Source organism: Gammaproteobacteria bacterium (assembly GCA_029881255.1).
In the GTDB taxonomy this organism is placed as follows: Bacteria; Pseudomonadota; Gammaproteobacteria; order S012-40; family S012-40; genus JAOUMY01.
In genome coordinates this window covers 416,196-435,811 of record JAOUMY010000003.1, presented here as the reverse complement: position 1 = coordinate 435,811, position 19,616 = coordinate 416,196, and the positions used below count along the sequence as shown (strand labels likewise).

At 46.8% G+C, this 19,616-nt stretch carries 14 protein-coding genes; 7 read left to right on the top strand and 7 right to left on the bottom strand.

Annotated features, from left to right (window positions below; genetic code table 11):
- Window positions 1-25 precede the first annotated feature (25 nt).
- From gnd to OEZ43_09340, 3 genes are all read left to right on the top strand, one after another.
- Window positions 26-1,462, top strand: a complete 1,437-nt coding sequence (gene gnd, locus OEZ43_09350) for a decarboxylating NADP(+)-dependent phosphogluconate dehydrogenase (protein ID MDH5545788.1) — start codon at window positions 26-28, stop codon at window positions 1,460-1,462.
- On the top strand, window positions 1,459-2,961 hold the full coding sequence (zwf, locus tag OEZ43_09345) for a glucose-6-phosphate dehydrogenase (protein ID MDH5545787.1): 1,503 nt from the start codon (window positions 1,459-1,461) through the stop codon (window positions 2,959-2,961). The genes gnd and zwf overlap by 4 nt, the downstream gene beginning before the upstream one ends.
- A 108-nt stretch (window positions 2,962-3,069) precedes the next feature.
- Window positions 3,070-3,843 carry a hypothetical protein gene (locus OEZ43_09340; GenBank protein ID MDH5545786.1) on the top strand — a complete coding sequence of 258 codons (774 nt, stop codon included), beginning with the start codon at window positions 3,070-3,072 and terminating at the stop codon, window positions 3,841-3,843.
- 122 nt (window positions 3,844-3,965) lie between these two features.
- On the opposite strand, the gene OEZ43_09335 is transcribed toward OEZ43_09340, so the two are convergent.
- The 4 genes from OEZ43_09335 to nadC all read right to left on the bottom strand — a co-directional run bounded on the left by OEZ43_09335 (window position 3,966) and on the right by nadC (window position 8,172).
- On the bottom strand, window positions 3,966-4,487 hold the full coding sequence (locus OEZ43_09335) for a lytic transglycosylase domain-containing protein (protein ID MDH5545785.1): 522 nt from the start codon (window positions 4,485-4,487) through the stop codon (window positions 3,966-3,968).
- 272 nt (window positions 4,488-4,759) lie between these two features.
- On the bottom strand, window positions 4,760-5,359 hold the full coding sequence (locus tag OEZ43_09330; protein MDH5545784.1) for a YbhB/YbcL family Raf kinase inhibitor-like protein: 600 nt from the start codon (window positions 5,357-5,359) through the stop codon (window positions 4,760-4,762).
- A 245-nt stretch (window positions 5,360-5,604) separates the two neighbouring features.
- Complete coding sequence (locus OEZ43_09325; GenBank protein ID MDH5545783.1) at window positions 5,605-7,317, bottom strand: proline--tRNA ligase; 1,713 nt, start codon at window positions 7,315-7,317, stop codon at window positions 5,605-5,607.
- A gap of 18 nt (window positions 7,318-7,335) precedes the next feature.
- Window positions 7,336-8,172, bottom strand: a complete 837-nt coding sequence (nadC, locus tag OEZ43_09320; GenBank protein MDH5545782.1) for a carboxylating nicotinate-nucleotide diphosphorylase — start codon at window positions 8,170-8,172, stop codon at window positions 7,336-7,338.
- 150 nt (window positions 8,173-8,322) lie between these two features.
- Between nadC and OEZ43_09315 the strand changes: the two genes are divergently transcribed.
- Together OEZ43_09315 and OEZ43_09310 are read left to right on the top strand one after the other, a co-directional pair.
- Window positions 8,323-9,231, top strand: a complete 909-nt coding sequence (locus tag OEZ43_09315; GenBank protein ID MDH5545781.1) for a methylenetetrahydrofolate reductase — start codon at window positions 8,323-8,325, stop codon at window positions 9,229-9,231.
- Window positions 9,232-9,366: 135 nt separating this feature from the next.
- Window positions 9,367-9,522 carry a hypothetical protein gene (locus tag OEZ43_09310; GenBank protein ID MDH5545780.1) on the top strand — a complete coding sequence of 52 codons (156 nt, stop codon included), beginning with the start codon at window positions 9,367-9,369 and terminating at the stop codon, window positions 9,520-9,522.
- Between the two features lie 2 nt (window positions 9,523-9,524).
- Here OEZ43_09310 and OEZ43_09305 read toward each other — a convergent pair whose 3' ends face one another.
- Genes OEZ43_09305 through OEZ43_09295 form a run of 3 tightly spaced genes read right to left on the bottom strand, consistent with a single transcriptional unit; the run spans window position 9,525 to window position 14,814 of the window.
- A complete protein-coding gene (locus tag OEZ43_09305; protein MDH5545779.1) occupies window positions 9,525-12,155 on the bottom strand; it encodes a response regulator in 2,631 nt (876 codons plus the stop codon).
- A 15-nt stretch (window positions 12,156-12,170) separates the two neighbouring features.
- Window positions 12,171-13,265, bottom strand: coding sequence for a response regulator (locus OEZ43_09300; GenBank protein ID MDH5545778.1), 1,095 nt, complete (start codon window positions 13,263-13,265; stop codon window positions 12,171-12,173).
- Window positions 13,258-14,814 (bottom strand): sensor domain-containing diguanylate cyclase, encoded by a 1,557-nt coding sequence (locus OEZ43_09295; GenBank protein MDH5545777.1) that lies wholly within the window; start codon window positions 14,812-14,814, stop codon window positions 13,258-13,260. The genes OEZ43_09300 and OEZ43_09295 overlap by 8 nt, the downstream gene beginning before the upstream one ends.
- Before the next feature lie 416 nt (window positions 14,815-15,230).
- Here OEZ43_09295 and OEZ43_09290 point away from each other — a divergent pair, with 416 nt between their 5' ends.
- Window positions 15,231-15,605 (top strand): response regulator, encoded by a 375-nt coding sequence (locus OEZ43_09290; protein MDH5545776.1) that lies wholly within the window; start codon window positions 15,231-15,233, stop codon window positions 15,603-15,605.
- Between the two features lie 26 nt (window positions 15,606-15,631).
- Window positions 15,632-19,165 (top strand): response regulator, encoded by a 3,534-nt coding sequence (locus OEZ43_09285; protein ID MDH5545775.1) that lies wholly within the window; start codon window positions 15,632-15,634, stop codon window positions 19,163-19,165.
- Window positions 19,166-19,616: the final 451 nt, after the last annotated feature.

Sequence of the window (19,616 nt, the reverse complement as noted above, 5' to 3'; positions counted from 1 at the left end):
TTTGGTATTGCTAAAAGGTGCAACCATGGAACAAGGCGATATCGGTTTAATTGGATTGGCGGTCATGGGGCAAAACCTTGTCCTGAATATGGCCGATCATGGCTTTCACGTAGTGGTGTATAACCGTACCACTGCGCGCGTGGATGAATTTCTTAATGGCGCTGCGCAGGGTAAATCGGTCAGTGGCGCATATTCAATTAAAGAGCTTTGTTCCAATCTGGTGCCGCCGCGCAAAATTATGTTAATGGTGCAGGCCGGCCCCGTTGTCGATGATTTGATTGCGCAGCTCATGCCAAACCTCCAGGCAGGCGACATCATCATTGATGGCGGTAATTCCCTCTATACCGATACCCAGCGCAGAGTCGAACGCTGTCACCGCCAGGGCATACGTTATCTTGGGGTCGGTGTTTCCGGCGGAGAAGAGGGTGCGCGTCATGGTCCTTCTTTAATGCCTGGAGGTGATGCGAGCGCCTGGCCCGAGGTAGGACAGTTGTTTCAAACCATCGCGGCGAAAGCGGATGGCGAGCCTTGTTGCCAGTGGGTGGGCGAAGGAGGTTCCGGGCACTATGTCAAAATGGTGCATAACGGCATTGAGTACGGCGATATGCAGCTTATCTGCGAGGCCTATCACCTCATGCGTTTCGGTTTGGAAATAGAGCCGCATGAATTGTCGTCTATTTTCGACGAGTGGAACAAAGGTGAGCTGGATTCTTATCTGATCGAAATTACCCGCGATATTCTTGCGCACAATGATAGTGATGGTTCGCCTCTGGTAGACAAAATCGTCGACAGTGCCGGACAAAAGGGTACTGGCAAGTGGACGGCGATCAATGCACTCGAATTAGGCGTGCCGCTGACCTTGATCGGCGAAGCCGTCTTCGCACGATATCTGTCCAGCATCAAACTGGAGCGTATTGAAGCTTCGAGTATGCTCACCGGTCCGAAAAAGACAACTACGAGTGAAACGCGTGAGACCATGATTGCCGCCGTACACGATGCTTTGTATGCATCGAAAATCATCTCCTATGCCCAGGGATTTATGTTGATGCGTCAGGCGGCAAAGGAATATAACTGGCATTTGCACTATGGTGATATTGCGCTGATGTGGAGAGGTGGCTGCATTATACGGAGCCGATTTCTAAGTAATATCAAACAGGCATACACGAAAAATCCGGATATTCAAAACCTGTTACTTGATGACTTTTTCTGCCAGGCGATAAAAAAAACGCAGCATGGATGGCGTAAAACGGTGGCTTTTGCGGTGGAGCAAGGAATACCCGTGCCGGCATTTTCATCGGCGCTTGCATTTTACGATGGCTACCGTCATGACACCTTGCCGGCAAATCTGTTGCAAGCACAACGTGACTATTTCGGAGCACACAGCTATCGACGTATCGATAAGCCGATAGAGCAAAGTTTTCACACCGACTGGATCGGTACAGGAAAGGAGACGCCTGTATGAACGGTGTTACTAAACGGGTTGAACCCTGTACTTATGTTATTTTTGGCGCAACAGGAAATCTTGCGCAGCGTAAATTATTGCCAGCCTTATACCATTTGGAAGTGGATAAACGGATTCCCGATGGAACAATCATTCTGTCGTTGTCACGACGTGATGGTAGCGACGAGAGCTGGATTAATCAGGTTCGAGAAGTACTGGCACCGCTGGTGCGTGGTGGTGTTAAAGATGATGTTTTCTCGCGTTTCGCGGCACGACTACGCTATCTCAAAGGCGATCTAAAAGACGTCAACACCTATCACAATATTGGCAAGTTTCTGAATGATGATGATGACATGCCTTCAAACGCGGCGTTTTACATGGCAATACGCCCTGCGGAGTTTGGCGTTGTTATCGATAATTTGCGCGTTACTGGCTTGACCAATGAGGAACACGGCTGGCGTCGCGTTATCATTGAAAAACCATTCGGATACGATCTGGAAAGTGCGCAAATGCTGCAAACACGTTTGCATCGCTGTCTGGACGAACACCAGGTCTATCGTATTGATCACTACCTCGGTAAGGGTACGGTTCAGAACGTACTGGTATTTCGCTTTGCCAACGTCATGATGGAACCCTTGTGGAATCGCAATTATATCGATCACGTCCAGATCACTCATTCTGAGACGCTCGGCATAGGTGGACGTGCGGATTATTACGACGGCGCGGGTGCTTTGCGTGACATGATACAAAGTCACTTGCTGCAGTTATTGACCCTGGTTGCAATGGAACCACCCGCATCTATGGACGCGGAATCTCTACGAGATGAAAAAGTTAAAGTGCTGAAGTCAGTTCGTCCTATCCCGCAAAGTGCCGTACATGCCCATGCCTTTCGTGCGCAGTACAGCAGCGGGGTGGTCGAAGGTAAAAAAGTACAGAGCTATCTCGAAGAAGACGGTGTCGGTCATGATAGTGTTACCGAAACCTATAGTGCCTTGAGGCTGTATATTGATAATTGGCGCTGGCGTGGCGTACCGTTTTATATACGCACAGGAAAGCGCATGGCGGAAACCAAATCTGCCATTAGCATCCGTTTTAAGGAACCACCACAACATCTGTTTCGTAACACGCCAGTCGAGAAGCTCAAACCCGATTGGCTGTTAATGGGCATACAACCATATGAATGCGTGCGCATTGAAATGCAGGTCAAAGAGCCCGGCCTGGAAATGAAGACGCGTACCTCCAGTCTGGACGCCAGTTTTCGGCAAGACCACGAAGAGGCGTACGACGCGTATGAGGATCTCTTGCTCGACATTATTGAAGGCGATCGTACCTTGTTTCTGCGCTATGACGAGGTGGAATGGGCGTGGCGCGTGGTTGATCCGATACTGCGCGTGTGGGCGATGGAGCGAGATTTTATACATACCTATGCTGCCGGTACCTGGGGGCCGCAGGAGACCCGGAGGTTGTTCGAAAAAGAAGACCAGTTCTGGCGACATTCGCTTTTACCTGATCAGGATTGAGGGTTATCGGATCGCGCCCAAACCTTGCATGTGTTCATCTATTTTTCGATTGTGTCGATAGTATGTATGGTTTGATAGCGTGTGAAACCATGATTTTTTTCTGAAATTATGAAAGCTTTTATTAATCAAAAATTCAAACATCGTTTATCCGTCATACTGTTGTGTCAGTTCTTGGGATTCCATGCGTATGCAACTGGAACCCAACACCAACAGTTATTACCCGTGGATGAGGCGGATCGGGACCCTAGTCTTTTGCAGTTTCGTGAGCGCTTACTGACCGCTGCGCGTCACCACGAACCAGAACGTCTGGTTGAACTGGTCGATATTGGAATATTTAACGGTGTCAATCGACCTGCCGGGGCGCAAGAGTTTGCAGACATATGGCGCATTGATGCCTTCGAGTCGGACTTCTGGGATATTTTGCGCCGGGTGGTCAATTTAGGTGGTGGCTTTGTACGTTCTGAGAAAGGCGTGTTGTTTTGTTCCCCGTATATATTTACAGAATTTCCAGGGAATCTTGATGGACGACAGCATGGCGCGTTGATCAAAGAAAAAGCAGAATTGATGAGTCAACCGTCAAGCGCTTCTGATGTTGTGACCAGTCTGTCCTATAATGTTTTGAAAGTGCATGACTGGAATCCCGTGCCTGATCTAAACGGTACCGAGGGTTTGTTCTGGTTAAAGGTGAGCACCCTGGATGGGACGCCGGGATTCTTGCAGCGTGAAGATATCTACGGACCGAACGAACATTCTGCCTGTTTTTTACAGAATGACGCGGGGCACTGGAAAATGGTCTCTTTCTTTACACAGATTGGTCCGATGGCCGGCACACCCGGCGAGATGCCGAATTTTACGGCAACCGAAAATCACGTCGAGGAATAGGTTTCAGCTTTGCCGTTTCTTCCCTTTGCGAAATGAGTATTTCCTGGCGTTATACAGCTGGTGTAAGCACCGATATTTAAATCTTTGTACAGAAGAGTAAGTGTTGTGTGGGCTGTTGAATGCTACGGGCGATACCAGCGATCTCTCAACGCCGCCATTACCTTGTTCGGATAGCGATAACTGCCCAGACTACCGTTATAACGTCCCAGAGCGCGGATCAGATTGCCGTTTTCTTTATCGAGATAATGTTTGAGTATGGTGCAACCCATACGAAGATTGGTCTTGATGTGAAATAGATTGTCTTCAGGACGGCCGATCTCTTTTAACCAGAATGGCATGACTTGCATCAAGCCGCGTGCCCCTACTTTCGATATTGCCCACTGATCAAAATTGCTTTCAACCTGTATTACGGATAGGACGAGTTCTGGTGTCAGATCGACGCGGCGGGCTTCGTTGTAGACCATGCGTAAAAACGTCAGCCGGTCGTGGGTGTCCGGGAATTTCGTGCGTAGACGGTAAGACATATCGGTGAACCAGACTTCTGCCTCAAAACGGTCGCTGAAGGCCTCGGTCTGTTGAACGGCTTTTATCAAGGCATCACGTAGCTCGGGGTCTGGCGCATTGGCCAAGCTGTTTCCCCACATGAAAATACATATCAGACTTATGAGTAGACTACGCATCCGGCAAAGACTACCTTTCCAAGATTATTGTTTACTTAAATGGGCGATTTAATTGTTTATATGAATTTTTTGAATTTTGGAGGTCGTTGATATTTGTGTTATTTCGCCACCAGTTTTGAATGAGTTTAATACCCTTTCCAGCAATGGGCAACTACTCGGTAATGCCAGGCAAGAAGAGGTCTAAACGTTTAGACCTCTTCGATTGACAACTATGGACCCCATAGTGAAGTAGAGCGCTACTGAGTAACGACGGGGTTGGACGGGTCAAAGTAACCAACCAGCGTTACTGAATCGATGATGTGGTCCGCATAATCCTGAGCGAATTCTGCGCGAGTGATCAGTGTGCCAGCGACAACAGCAGGCATGGTGTCTTTGAGAGCGTAAAGAGTGAAGTTGTAATTATGGCCTTTTGGTGGGCACGGCCCGAAATAGCCTTGTGTGTTTGTGAGATTGTCGCCTTCGACTGCCCCCGCAATTTGCCCAATATCCTGTCCCGCTACGAAGGACTGCACACTCGCGGGGATGGCAAATACTGACCAGTGTTGACATGCTTGTGTTCCGGTTCCACAAGGAGAGTCTTCATCATCAACAACCAGTGCGAATTGGTCTGTTGTCGCCGGTTGGGCAGACCAGGATAGTGCAGGAGACAGATTGTCGCCTCCGAGCGTTGTACATGCGAACTTGAGAGGGATTTTGCCGTTTGATGTAAAGCTGGTGCTGCTGAGTTTGAATCCCGTCGCACTAGTACTTGTGTTGCCAGTGTCGTTTATGGATGTGAGACATCCCGATAAGGCGAGAGTGAATAGAAAATACTGTAAATGGGTTTTGTATTTCATTGTTTATGCCCTCGTTTGGGTGTCATCACACGTGATTTGAGAATCGAGAAAGAGCGCGGTTCAGTGCATGGATTGAGTAAATGCAGTCATCACCACTATTTTTCGAAAATACCAGGAAAAACTAGCATTTTTTATTCCACGTGAAAGACGCAGAATTCAAGGTGAATGACATAGGCCACGATAGAAGACGTTTACATGCAGACTATCGTGGCGTATGCCGAGCAGGCGCTGTTGAAAAAAATAATTTATTGCGCGAATTGAGCTAAAAGCGAAGCCACTAAATTATCCAGTGGCAATTCTTTTTTCGACATGTCTTTTCGATTGAGATACTCAATGACGCCATTGTCGAGGGATTTCTCACCCAGTGTCAGGCGATGCGGAATCCCTATCAGTTCCATATCTGCAAACATAACCCCAGGACGTTCTTTGCGATCATCGAACAAGACTTCTATGCCAGCGTCTTGTAACTGCTGGTATATGGCTTCTGCCGTGTCGCGTATGCGTTGAGACTTGTGCATATTCATGGGCAAAAGCGCGACGGTAAAGGGGGCGATGTTCTCTGGCCAGACGATGCCTTTTTCATCGTTGTTTTGTTCTATTGCAGAAGCAACGATACGGCTGACGCCTATGCCATAACAACCCATGGTCATGGTAACGCTCTTGCCGTTTTCGTCGAGTACTTGCGCCTTCATCGCCTCGCTGTATTTTTGTCCCAACTGAAAGATGTGGCCGACTTCGATGCCGCGACGTATGGACAGTGTTCCTTTCCCATCGGGGCTTGGATCCCCGGCAAGCACGTTACGGATATCGGCTGCTTGAGGCTCCGCGACATCACGTCCCCAGTTGACGCCAGTTAAATGTTTTCCGTCTTTATTTGCACCGCATACAAAATCACTGCATTGAACTGCGCTGTGATCGGCGACAACGGTAATCTTTAAACCGACAGGTCCTACCGAACCCGGGCGACAGCCCGTGGCCTGGATAACTTCCTCTTCGCTTGCCAGTGTGAATGGGCTGGCGACGCTGGCGAGTTTTTCCGCTTTGATTTCGTTGATTTCATGATCGCCGCGCACTATCAGTGCGACGAGCTGGCCTTTTTCAGCGCCTTTGACGATGAGCGTTTTAATAGTTTGTTCGGGCTTGATTTTTAACAGCGCACAAACCTCGTCAATACTGCGCTGATCCGGCGTGTCGATGGTTTGCATGGTCTGCGATGCTTCACCACGCGAGCGGGCAGGTGGCACCGCTTCGGCGAGTTCCACATTCGCGGCGTAATCACTTTCATTACTAAACGCGATATCGTCTTCGCCGGATTCGGCGAGTACATGAAATTCGTGCGAACTACTGCCGCCGATTGAGCCGGTGTCTGCGAGTACCGGACGATAATCAAGACCGAGGCGCTCGAAGATACGACAATATGTCGCATGCATTACATCATACGTTTCCTGTAGTGACGCCTGATCGACGTGAAAAGAGTAGGCATCTTTCATCAGAAACTCGCGTGCGCGCATAACGCCAAAGCGCGGACGAACCTCGTCACGAAACTTTGTTTGAATCTGATAAAAATTGGCAGGCAGTTGTCGATAGCTTTGAATTTCTCGACGAATCAAATCGGTAATGATTTCTTCATGCGTCGGACCAAAACAAAACTCGCGATCGTGGCGGTCGCGTATACGCAACAATTCTGGGCCGTATTTTTCCCAGCGTCCGGACTCTTCCCACAACTCGGCGGGCTGAACTGCTGGCATCAGGACTTCCTGTGCGCCGGAGCGATCCATTTCTTCACGGACTATACGCTCTACCTTGCGCAGCACGCGTAACCCCAGCGGGAGCCAGGTATAGAGACCGGACGCCAGTTTGCGAATCAGGCCGGCGCGCAGCATAAGTTTGTGACTGATAACTTCGGCGTCCGAAGGTGTTTCTTTGAGCGTGGCCAGTAGAAACCGGGAAGTACGCATAGTTTTCTCCAACAGTGGTTATTCGTAATCAAAGCGCATCGACAAGTCGATGGCTTTGATGTCTTTGGTGAGTGTCCCAACGGAAATAAAATCAACACCAGTCTCGGCGATCGCGCGTACAGTTTCCAGTGTTACACCGCCTGAGGCCTCCAGGCTGACACGACCGGCGTTAAGCGCCACCGCTGCACGTAGTTGCTCTGTTGACATATTGTCGAGCAACACGGCATTGGCGCCTGCATTGATCGCCTCTTCCAGCTCCATTAGGTTTTCGACCTCAACTTCGATCTTTACCTGGGTATTCAGTTGTCGCGCCTTTTGCATGGCCGCGGTGATAGAGCCAGCTGCCAGTATATGGTTTTCTTTAATCAGGATGGCATCAAACAGCCCAATGCGATGATTGGTGCCGCCGCCACAGGTAACCGCATATTTTTGCGCCTCACGCAGGCCGGGCAAAGTCTTACGCGTGTCGAGTATCCTGGCGTGGGTTCCTGCAATGGCATCAACATAGCTGCGAGTTCGCGTCGCCGTCGCAGAAAGTGTTTGCAAAAAATTCAGTGCTGAGCGCTCGCCGGTCAGAATCGGGCGGGCCAGTCCGCTGATTTCCACCAGGGTGGTATTGGCCTCAACGCGGTCACCGTCGCTTACTTTCCAGTCGATATCCAGTGTCGGGTCTAACAAGGCAAACACACCGCTAAACCAGGCCGCGCCAGCAATTACCGCATCTTCGCGGCAAATCACCCGTGCCGTCACCCTGGTGTCCTCAGGGACCAGGCCAGCCGTCAGGTCGCCCTTGCCAATATCTTCTTCGAGGGCCAGGCGCAATATGTGATGGAATTGGGTGCTTTGTTGGGACATGGCTGTCTTTCAAGGATTATGGCTGATTCAAAAGCGGCCTATTATCGGTGAATTGCCTCGGGGCGGCAATGGTTGGGCCGATAGCGGCTTAAACCCGGGAATGATCTGTATTAGAATGCGGCAACCTATGGATAACAGAATGACATTAATATGCTGACCGACAAAATCAGGAACCGGGAAAGCGGCATCATCGTATATGGCATTACGCCGCCGAAACAGGGCACCGATCCGGCGCAGGTGGCGGATATTGCCGAAAAGCAGATGGAAAGATTGCGCGAGCATCTTGTCGACGGTTTGATCCTCTACGATATTCAGGACGAAAAGACGCGCACCGATGATGAACGTCCGTTTCCGTTTATGGCCACGCTCGATGCCTATGAGTATAGTCGCGACTATCTGAACCAACTGGCCATTCCAAAAATCGTCTACCGCGCCGTGGGCAAATATAGCGCCGATGAATTGCGGGATTTTTTGCAAGTGCCATCAGCAAGTGATTTTCTGACGGTATTTGTTGGCGCTGCTTCAAAATCTCAGGATGTCAGCCTGTCACTGAAAGACGCCTACCAACTAAGAAGTAGTATGAGTAATCCGCTACTGCTAGGCGGAGTTACGATACCCGAACGCCACTTGAGCAAGGGTGATGAACACCTGCGCGTGATAGAAAAAATGAAACAGGGTTGTAGTTTTTTCGTATCGCAAGGCGTCTATGATGTAAACGCCTCGAAGAGTTTTCTCTCAGACTATTATTACTATGCGCAGGAGCATGATATTCCCCTGGTCCCGGTTCTGTTTACATTAACCCCGTGCGGTTCGGCGAAAACACTACAGTTTATGAAATGGCTGGGTATTAGTATCCCGCGCTGGTTGGAAAACGAAATGCTGCACGCGCACGACATTCTTCAACACTCCGTCGATTTTTCTGCACAGGCCTGGCGAGAACTCAAGGACTTTGCCGACGAAAAGCAAATCCCTATCGGCTGTAATATCGAAAGCGTTTCCATACGCAAGGTTGAGATAGACGCGTCCATCGAATTGTTAAACCTCGTCTCCCATACATGAATGCGTCTTAGACGCATTCATGTGAGTTTTGGGGCGATTTTCCCAATTGTTATTAAAACTGAGAACTCTGTCACAGGAGGATTTCGCTAAACGTCCGCTAACCTAGACATACATGGTTACAATTAGGGGTGCGTCATGTGGAGACAGTACATTTTCTACAGCATGGTTGCTGTTTTTGGGGTGGTTTTACTATTTACGTCGTTAACCTTGTACGGTGGTGATTCTTCTCATGTAAAGAAGGGATCAAACGGCAAGATGATTGGCTTTACCCATGTATGGGTTGCGAAATAATCTCATCCCGCCTTGCGTAATAGCATTTTCTGCAGGATTGTGGATGCTTTTTCGAAGTCGTAGCTTTTAATTGCCTTTTGCATTTCGTCAACATACCCTGCCAATCCATCAATATTGCTTGTGTTAAGCTGTTCTATCATGGCGCTGGCACGACTATCAGATTGTTCGAGTAATATCGAGAGTTCTTCGAGATGTGCGTTGATGTCTGTAATTGCCCCAGTCGAACTGTTGTCGTCATTATCAATAAATGATGGTTGATTCTTCACTAATACATTTATAGCGACGACGACATTTCTCAACTGTTCGCGTAACAGACTCTGGAAACTATCGTTTCGACAGTAGAACTCCAATGTGACCGCCTCCAAATAGACTTGGGTCGCGCCAACGTTTGCAGAGGCCCCTTTTAAGCTGTGTGCGAGGTGCATGGTCTCGTTTACATCACCTTTGTCCAAGGCCTTGCTTAGCTCACCCTCAAATCGTCTAATTCTTTCGTAGTATCGCTTTAACAGGCGTTTATAAAGGTCGACATTGCCCTCGCAGCGAGCGAGTCCCTCGCTGGTGTCGATGCCTTCTATTGTTTCTAAGGTTTGTTTAACGTCGTCATCGAAATAAATAGGTTCACTATGCGTGCTGTTGTCTTGGCCACTCTGAGATAAATCGCTCTGGTGGTATTTTGCGATGGTGAGATAGAGTTTCGCCGGATCAAGTGGCTTGGTAATGTAGTCGTTCATCCCGGCCTCCAGTGCGCGACGTCGATCCTGGCTAAGCGCGAATGCAGTCATGGCTATAATAGGCGTATGTTGAAACTGTTTGTTTTTACGGATTTCTTTCACGGCAGAAATTCCATCGAGTTTAGGCATTTCAATGTCCATTAGCACGACATCATAGTGCTGTCTGGTGAGAGCATCTATTGCCTCAAGGCCGTTGGATACCAGCGTGACATTTGCGCCACAGCGACTGAGAAGTTCGACCCCCAGTTCCTGATTGACCTCATTGTCCTCGGCAAGCAAAATGTTTGCTCCGCGAATCTGGCGGCGAGCATTCTTTATACGCGATTTGCTCCTGTTTTCCTTGTTTGCGGTGACTAAGGGCTTCCCAAGTAGCGTGAGAATATTGTCAAGCAATGTCGAAGGGGTGATTGGTTTAATTAGTATGGAATCTTCATCTTCTTTTTTGAAAAGATACTTTTCTCGCTCCGCTTCAAATCCATTCGACATTATCAGCACTTTGGGCTGTGTATCCAATTTTAATTCATTCAGCTGTGCTTTAAAAATATGGCTGCTAAAGTTCGTCGCGGACCAATCAAGCAAAATTAGATCGACTGGCTGAATAGCGCTTTTTTCCTTTATGGAGCTTAAGGCTTCCGAAGTTGAAGTGTAACACGATACTTTGTGCCCAAAGGCCTTCAGCATTTTTGTAAGTATGTCGCCGCTGGCAGTGTTGTCATCGACGATGACGGTATGAAATTTGTCAAACTCTTTAGGGATTTCGTTTCTAGTGAGCTCATGGTCTTTGTCGATCAAAAAAGGGAGTTCAAAAAAGAATTTGCTGCCTTTGCCTTCTTTGCTCTCGAATCCGATATTGCCATTCATTAACTCAACCAGGCTTTTGCAGATTGCCAGTCCCAGGCCAGTTCCGCCGTAAACTCGGGAAACGGAATTGTCTGCTTGAGAGAAGCTCTTGAATAATCGTGATGTAGCCTCTTCGGATATGCCAACTCCGCTATCCTCTATCTCGAAGCGTAGCCTGACAGTGGAAGCTGAAGAGTTAATCAATATCGCACGAACAATGATTTGGCCCTCTTTGGTAAACTTAAACGCATTTCCGCTAAGATTTACCAGGACCTGACCAAGTCGAAGCGGGTCGCCGACTAATCCATCGGGAATATTGGGATCCTTATCAAAGACAAATTCCAATTGCGTTTCATTCGATTTGATAGAGAGAATATTGTTGAGATTCTCGAATACATCGCTGAGCTCAAAAGGAATCTGCTCGATGGCCAATTGGTTGGCCTCGACCTTGGAGAAATCCAATATGTCATTTATTAGCGCCATTAACAGTTCTGACGACTGTTGAATGCGGCGTACAAATTTCTTCTGCTTTTCACTCAGCTCGCTCTGCAGTACAAGATAGGTCATGCCGGTGATTGCATTTAGCGGTGTGCGAATTTCATGAGACATATTGGCAAGAAACATGCTTTTTGCCTGACTTGCTTTTTCCGCCTCAAGTCGTGCCTTTTGTATTTCCTGTTTGGCGCGAAAATTCGCTAGATGTGTCTGTACCCTGGCGAGTACTTCTATTTCGTTAAAAGGCTTGGAGATGTAATCTACACCGCCTTTCATAAAGGCTTCGACTATGTCGACAGACTGATGCTTTTCGCTGATAAAAATAAGCGGAATCTCCGAAAGCGTCTTATCCTTTTTTAACTCGCGACTGAGATCAAGTTTTCCTGAGTTTAGTATGGAGAAGTCCATCAAAATAATATCAGGACGACTGTTTTGTATGTCTCGAAGCGCGCTCTCACTATTGGCTGTTGCCCTTACGGCATATCCACCCGTCTCCAATAAGCGTTGCAGAATCTGCAAGTACTCTGGATTTTCATCAATAATCATAGCCTGTGCAAGAGGTGGCATAGATTTACGGAAGCTCTATTCGTCTTTGTATTGGCTGGCAATCTTTATAAATTCATGTTCTTTAGCGACGAAGGCATCAACAACTTCTGGATCGAAATGCGTTCCCTTGCCTTCAAGAATTATGGATTTCGCCTTCTCATGACTGAATGCGGGTTTGTAGACTCGTTTGCTTATCAGCGCATCATAAACATCAGCCAGCGCCATTAATCGGCCACTAATGGGGATTTCGTCTGCCTTGAGACCGAGTGGATAACCGCTACCATCCCATTTTTCATGGTGTGATGCGGCAATTTCAGCGGCGATGCGTAAAAAGGAGTTATCCCCCAAACCCGTACTTGCTTTGAGTATGGCGTCTCTACCCAACACAGTGTGCGTCTTCATTTCAGTAAACTCATCGTCTGTCAAAGAGCCGGGTTTTAGAAGAATGTTGTCTCGGATACCGATTTTTCCGATATCGTGCAAAGGCGCTGACTGAAACAACATGTTAATAAAATCATCTGTAAGAACGCTATGGTACTTAGGAGCTCTCGACAGATGAATGGCTAAAACACGTACATAATTCTGCGTACGCAGAATATGCGCCCCAGTCTCCGGGTCGCGATACTCTGCCAGGGTACCCATGGCCTGCATGGTGACCTGTTTCATTACGAGTAGTTCTGAGGTTCTGTTTGCAACTTCGCGTTCAAGCTTGGCGGCATATTGTTTTTGCATGAGTTGATTGCGAATTCTCGTTTTTACGAGCCCTGGATTGAAGGGCTTATATATGTAATCCGATGCGCCAAGCTCCAGACCTCTACTCTGATCTTCATTGTTAGAGAGCGCGGTTATGAAGATTAAAGGAATATCACTCGTGGCAGGATTTTCCTTTAACCGTTTACATGCGGTAAAGCCGTCCAGATCGGGCATGATGACGTCCATGACCACGATATCTGGACTGTTCGGGCCTGTGCATATTTCAAGCGCTTTGACCGCCGACGTGGCAACAACGACGGTATAGTCATCCTCAAGAATTGAACATAGAAGGTCAATATTCTCCGGCATATCGTCCACCACAAGAACTCGATGGCGTACGTCCTCTTCGATCATTCTTAGATTGGCGTTTCTACTCATTTGTACCCCTATACTCCTCAAATACAGTACAGTTTCTTCCCTTCTCTTTAGCGCGATATAGTGATTTGTCAGCAAGTTGAATCAGTTCCGCAGGAGTGCAGGAGCTCGTGTCCGCACAATACGCACAACCGATACTTATGGTTAAACTGAAGTTTTTGGAAGTATCGAAGTCGCACTCGTGTGCACCGATGGCCCATATTTTTCGCCGTATAGACTCGGCTAACGTGTATGAATGATCCTGCGTCGGATTGCTTAGCATGATGACGAATTCTTCTCCACCGTATCTGGCAACAACGTCATCTGGACGATTTGTGCCGCCGACGTTTTTGATAGCCTCCGCTACCATCATTAGGCACTGGTCACCTTTCTGATGACCGAAGGTATCGTTGAATTGCTTGAAATGATCGACATCCAAGATCAGTACAGCAATATTCGTGTTATAGCGCTGACTCCTCTTCCACTCTTTTTGAATACACATATCGAAATGGCGGCGATTGGCCAAACCTGTCAGTCCGTCCGTTGTGGCGAGGACGTTTAGACTGCGATTGGCCATACTAAGTCTTTCTTTGGCTTCTTCGAGCTCTTTTTGTTTCTCCAATAGTGCTTCACGGTCGCTTTTTTCGAGAGTCATGTCTCTGATGTTGACGATGAATGCGATATTTCCCCGAATGATAGTCTGGCTAAGGCTCACCATAACAGGAATCAGTGTTTTGAATTTGTCGACAACCAGCGATTCAGCCTCGACAAGTTGGACACCACGCTGGAAACTGCCTTTTTTCAGAAAGTTTTGTATCATCATTCTGTGAGGGCTGGAAAACTCCTGGGGTAATATGGTGCTGATATTGCGATTGACGAGTTCCTTGGCCTCATAGGACAGTATGGTTTCAGCGCGGTTGTTGACTAGCTCAATATACCCATTACAGTCCGTCACAATCAGTGCACTTGAAGTACAGCTGACGATATCCTGAAGATATTCTCTAGATTCAAGCAAACTAACCATCGCGTTAGCATGCTGCCTGATTTCTTTGTTGAGCTTGACAGTTTCTTCATTGAGTCGATCCTCGGAAAGGCGCATACGACTGATTAGGCGATTGTTTCTTACTTCCAATATCAGGCGATGTTTTACCGAAAAATTCAATCGACGATGCGCAATTAGTAAAATCAATAGATAAAAGATAATGCATGTACCAATTAGCGCATTTAGGCTATCAGTAAGGCGAAAAAATAAAGCGCTGCTCAGAAGTAAGGGAGGTATCGAAAACGAGGGAAATACTTCGGCGCTGGAGGAAAACACTATGCAAGTGATTGAGCAGAAGCCAGCGGTAAATAGCGCATAGATAAGTGATAATACAGCATTGTTTTCGGGAACGAATAGGTAACCTCCCACACCCCAAATAAAACCCGCAACAGCACTGCCTAGCGCCAGTCGTGATTCCCAGGACCTGCTCTTTCGTGAGTTTCCCCTAATATCCAAAGGAAGTATTTCACTGAAATAGTACACAATGGCACCGTATAGCATAAGCAATAACGTCGCCCATGCGAGAGACATCAAGTCACTTGTCTCCCTATAAAGCAATATCGAAAATACCAGCGAGCTTAAGGCAATACCCTGCATTGAGAATGGCATATTTTTCGATATGTCACTCATCAGCAGAGGGTGAACAAATGGACGTGTAAAATTGGTTGTCATTTTGCCTTGAATTAAAAATGCGAATATTTAATAAGCTCTAGCGTCCGATTTGTGGCGTGGTTTATGGTTTAACAGAGATGGCTAGTTACAATTTACGACTGTTTACTTTTTTTAGTTGTTGTGCATTAAAATTATACAATTCATTGTTAATAAGCCGCTCTCACTTACGATAATTAACAAGAGCTGCGCATGGTTAATGTGCACGCGCTTATTTACACTTTCAATATAGTTGTTTTCTACTGCTCCATACGGTTAATGCCTAGGACGAATGCTAGATGAGTAAAGATTCACCTGTGATACTTGTGGTTGACGATAACCCTGACAATATAGACATATCGGTTAACACACTGCGGACACAATTCAGAGTAAAAGCAGCCACACGAGGCGAGAGAGCCTTAAAAATTGCGTTATCAAATGAGCCAGTGGATCTCGTGTTGTTAGATGTCGTGATGCCGGAAATGGATGGATATGAAGTTTGTCTCGCGCTTAAGAGTAACCAGAAGACTAGAGATATTCCCGTGGTATTTCTTAGCGCGCTCGGAGGCGATGGCGATTACAAAAAAGGACTTGAGGTTGGGGCAAGCGACTTTATCAAAAAACCCATAGTACCTTCTGAACTCCTGAAGTGCGTAAAGAAATTTGTCGCCTAGCAGAATTACAATGGTGAGAAAGCGCTATGAATGATCAAGTTCAACTACTTTCCATTCTGTATGACTTGAGTCAGGTCATGGGGTCGGAGATGAAATATCGCCCTATGTTGACGAAGGTGCTGCAGCGGTTGATGTTTCATACAGGATTCTCGACCGGACTAGTCGTACGTAACGACGAAGAGTTTGGTGACAGTGCCAATTGGTTGGAAGTGAGTATTGGTGATCCGATTGCCAAGGGAGCGCAAGGGCAGCCTTTTAAGACGCTATGGAAAGATAACGAATTTGTGCTTTCGTGTTTGCCTATCCGTCAGGACAGATATTCTATTCAACAAACGCTGAAAATTCCAGAGTACGGACATATTATCCTCCTTGGCGTGGGTGATAAGCGGGACACGAATATGTTTGCGCGAATATTTTCACCCATATTGTCAAATTTATCTAAGTCCATACGTCTTTGTTTGGCTAATGAGGCGTATACCGAAAGTCTTGTTGTCGAACAAGAGAAAATGCGAAACGTAAATGATCGTTTTCGTCTTGCACTGGATACGACTAGCGACTGTATATTTCTTATAGACCTGGTTTCCTATGAAATTGTCGATTGTAATCAAAGTGCACTAACACGATTTGGATACGAAAAAAATGAAATTCAACATATCAGGATTTCCGATGTGTTCGTCAATCACACGGATCACTCCATAGACAAGGTGGTTCAGCTATTGGAAGGGAAGTCCCTAGGTGAGACGCTGGAAGATGTCGCTTGCACAAGCTCAGGTAAACAATTTCCCATAGAGGCGAGATTCAGTATATTTTCCCAACCAAATGTTGCTCCTACGCTAGTAGCGGTAATTCGAGATATTACTCTGCGCAAACAAGAAGAGGAGAAATTGAAATCAGCTACTGACGCGATCGAGGCGGCGAATGAAGATTTGCGTCGATCTGAAACCTTTTTACGGAATATTCTACAAAATGCTACCGATGCAATTATTATAATCGATGAAGCTGGTACCATTGAGAGCTTCAATCATGCCGCAGAAGTTTTGTTTGGCTACACAGCCAAAGAAGTCACCAAGAAAAATGTCAGTATTTTAATGCCTGAATCTCATAGGACTAGGCACAATTCTTATATGGAACGCTACCTGACGACAGGGGAAGCAAGAATCATCGGGACAAGCAGAGATTTGATAGGGAGGAATAAGCAAGGTGATCAATTTCCAATCAGTCTTGGTATTAGCGAGATTGTGTATCGCGGCAGGAAAATGTTTACCGGTATGGTCCACGATTTGACGGAAAGGAGGGAATTCGAAGCGAATCTGATCAGAGAGCGCGAAAAGGCTGAAGAGGCTAGCCGTGCTAAATCAGAATTCTTGGCAATGATGAGTCACGAAATTCGTACGCCGATGAATGCTATTATCGGTATGTCTGCGCTTGCTTTGCGAACCGATCTTGATGCAAAGCAGCGCAATTATATCGAAAAAGTACATTTTTCCGCTGATTCTTTGCTTTCCATAATTAACGATGTCCTTGATTTTTCCAAAATCGAGTCGGGCAATATGGAAATAGAAAGTATTCCGTTTATGCTGGGCGATTTGCTGGAACGCTTAACCAACCTGGTGGGATTGAAGGCACAAGAAAAGGGGCTCGAATACATTCATCATGTGGCAGCGGATGTACCGTTGGAACTATTGGGTGATCCCAATCGCCTACTTCAAGTTCTTGTTAATCTCGGTGGCAATGCGGTGAAGTTCACTCACAAAGGCGAATTGCAGATACGAGTTTCGGTGAAGCGAACTGAAGAGAAGCAGGTAACGTTACTGTTCGAAGTGCAAGATACTGGTGTTGGCATAGATGAAGACAGTCGCAAGAAGCTGTTTCAGGCGTTCACGCAGGCAGATAGCTCTGTTTCACGCAAATTTGGCGGCACAGGACTGGGTTTGGTTATTTCACGTCGTCTGGTTGAGCTCATGCGCGGTGAGATCAATTTCGACAGCGAACCCGGACGCGGAAGCCGTTTCTACTTTACATCGGTGCTCGGCATAGGCGAGGCCGTCAACTCGGCACGTTCTGTTCTGCCTGCTGATGTACATACCATGCGGGTGCTCATTGTGGATGACAATGAAACTGCACGATTAACACTTCAAGAAGCTGTTGGAAGCTTCGGATTTAAAGTGAACACCTGCGAGTCCGGTAGAGAAGCAATTAAAGAACTGGCGTCAGCCGATGCAAGAGGGGAATTTTACAGCCTGGTATTGATGGACTGGAAAATGCCGGAAATGGATGGAATTGAAACCACAAAGGCCATTTTTCATGATGAGAATCTATTTCATGTTCCGGTTGTTATTATGGTAACCGCCTACGCGATTTCTGAACTTAAGAAACACATCGATAATCTCCCCCTGCGTGGAACATTGCTAAAACCTGTGAACCCGTCATCTCTACTCAATGCGCTGACTGACGCACTGGGAGGAGAGCATGTCGTTTCCGTAAAACAGGAAAAACAAGATGTGGTCTCATACGAAAATATTTTCGCCAGTCTGCGTGGACATCGTATTTTGCTAGTTGAGGATAACGAGATCAACCAGGAACTTGCCGTTGAGTTGTTAGAGGATGTGGGATTATCAATAGCGGTTGCCAATCATGGCAAAGAGGCCTTGACGTTTCTTGACAATTTGGAATTCGACCTGGTGTTGATGGATGTACATATGCCAGAGATGGACGGCTTTACGGCTACAGCAGAGATTCGCAAACAGCAACGTTTTTCAAAGTTGCCTATTATTGCGATGACCGCAAATGCCTTGGTTGGCGACAGAGAGCGTTGCCTCGCCGCGGGTATGAATGACTATATTTCAAAACCACTAGACATCGACAAAATGTATCAGGTTCTGGCGCGGTGGATTTGTCATACGGAAATTGACGCAAGTACGGTACAAAGGCGTCTGCAGTCTGTTGACGGCAGCTTGCTTCCAACGATTCAGGGAATTGATACGGCATATGGGCTACGTATTTGTAACAATAATCTTGATTTGTACAAAAAACTTTTGCTGAAATATAGAAAAAATTCCAGCTTTGTTAATGAGTTCATGGCGGCGTTCAACGTGGATGATATTGAGACTGCCCATCGTCTCGCGCATACATTAAAAGGCGTGTCAGGGAATATTGGCGCTTTAGAGGCGCAATCTCGCGCAGAGAAATTGCAAATGGCCTTTGCTGAACGTGTGGATACCGAGGAAATTCTCGTTCGTTTGAAATATCTGGAAGAAGAACTGAGCAGAGTTTTGGAAGCGTTATACCAGGCAGATCTGGATAGCGATGAGAAAGCGAATGACAATGTCATTTCTATCGATCAAGGGAAAAAGAATGTCGATTTGAAGGAGTTTGCACGAATGCTGGAATCCGGTGATACCGACGCAAGTGAAAAGATTGTAGAACTAAGGGCGCAATTCCAAAGAGACGTAATAGAGCCAGAAATTGTCGAGTTAGAACAGAATATCGCATCTTATGACTTCGATGCCGCGCTAGAGTCACTACACAAGATAGCCAAAAAAACCGGTACGGATATTTGAGATGATTTGAATGTGGGTAATTGTTTGTACAGTTTGTGATATTGATACAACAACCCCCTGATAGTCTCAGGGGGTTGTTGGTTTAAGGTCTTGATGAGTTCAGTGGAGTGGTTAACGCTGTGATTACATACCGCCGCCCATACCGCCCATACCGCCCATACCACCCATTCCGCCCATACCACCCATTCCGCCCATGCCACCCATATCTTTATCCTCCTCACATCACGTTGATGTTTTGTGTTGCTGTTTGAAAAACTCTCTCTATGGTTTTATTTAAACACCGCGAACTTAACCATAGCTGATAAATATTAGAGAATATTAATATACTATTTTGCTTAGTTATCTGAACGGTAATGTTTTGGAAATGTATTGCTAATATGTCTTTGTGTATCACAAATGTGCGCACCCTAATTTTATGGAGAAAAATCTCCGTCCCTTTGCAATACGTGGT

Bases quoted from the DNA above. Each gene is read 5' to 3' on its own strand.
- OEZ43_09330 (MDH5545784.1), bottom strand. From the start codon at position 5,359: ATGAAATACAAAACCCATTTACAGTATTTTCTATTCACTCTCGCCTTA.
- OEZ43_09325 (MDH5545783.1), bottom strand. From the start codon at position 7,317: ATGCGTACTTCCCGGTTTCTACTGGCCACGCTCAAAGAAACACCTTCG.
- OEZ43_09315 (MDH5545781.1), top strand. From the start codon at position 8,323: ATGCTGACCGACAAAATCAGGAACCGGGAAAGCGGCATCATCGTATAT.
- OEZ43_09300 (MDH5545778.1), bottom strand. From the start codon at position 13,265: ATGAGTAGAAACGCCAATCTAAGAATGATCGAAGAGGACGTACGCCAT.
- zwf (MDH5545787.1), top strand. From the start codon at position 1,459: ATGAACGGTGTTACTAAACGGGTTGAACCCTGTACTTATGTTATTTTT.
- OEZ43_09285 (MDH5545775.1), top strand. From the start codon at position 15,632: ATGAATGATCAAGTTCAACTACTTTCCATTCTGTATGACTTGAGTCAG.
- OEZ43_09335 (MDH5545785.1), bottom strand. From the start codon at position 4,487: ATGTGGGGAAACAGCTTGGCCAATGCGCCAGACCCCGAGCTACGTGAT.
- OEZ43_09310 (MDH5545780.1), top strand. From the start codon at position 9,367: ATGTGGAGACAGTACATTTTCTACAGCATGGTTGCTGTTTTTGGGGTG.
- gnd (MDH5545788.1), top strand. From the start codon at position 26: ATGGAACAAGGCGATATCGGTTTAATTGGATTGGCGGTCATGGGGCAA.
- OEZ43_09305 (MDH5545779.1), bottom strand. From the start codon at position 12,155: ATGCCACCTCTTGCACAGGCTATGATTATTGATGAAAATCCAGAGTAC.
- OEZ43_09295 (MDH5545777.1), bottom strand. From the start codon at position 14,814: ATGTCTCTCGCATGGGCGACGTTATTGCTTATGCTATACGGTGCCATT.
- OEZ43_09290 (MDH5545776.1), top strand. From the start codon at position 15,231: ATGAGTAAAGATTCACCTGTGATACTTGTGGTTGACGATAACCCTGAC.
- OEZ43_09340 (MDH5545786.1), top strand. From the start codon at position 3,070: ATGAAAGCTTTTATTAATCAAAAATTCAAACATCGTTTATCCGTCATA.
- nadC (MDH5545782.1), bottom strand. From the start codon at position 8,172: ATGTCCCAACAAAGCACCCAATTCCATCACATATTGCGCCTGGCCCTC.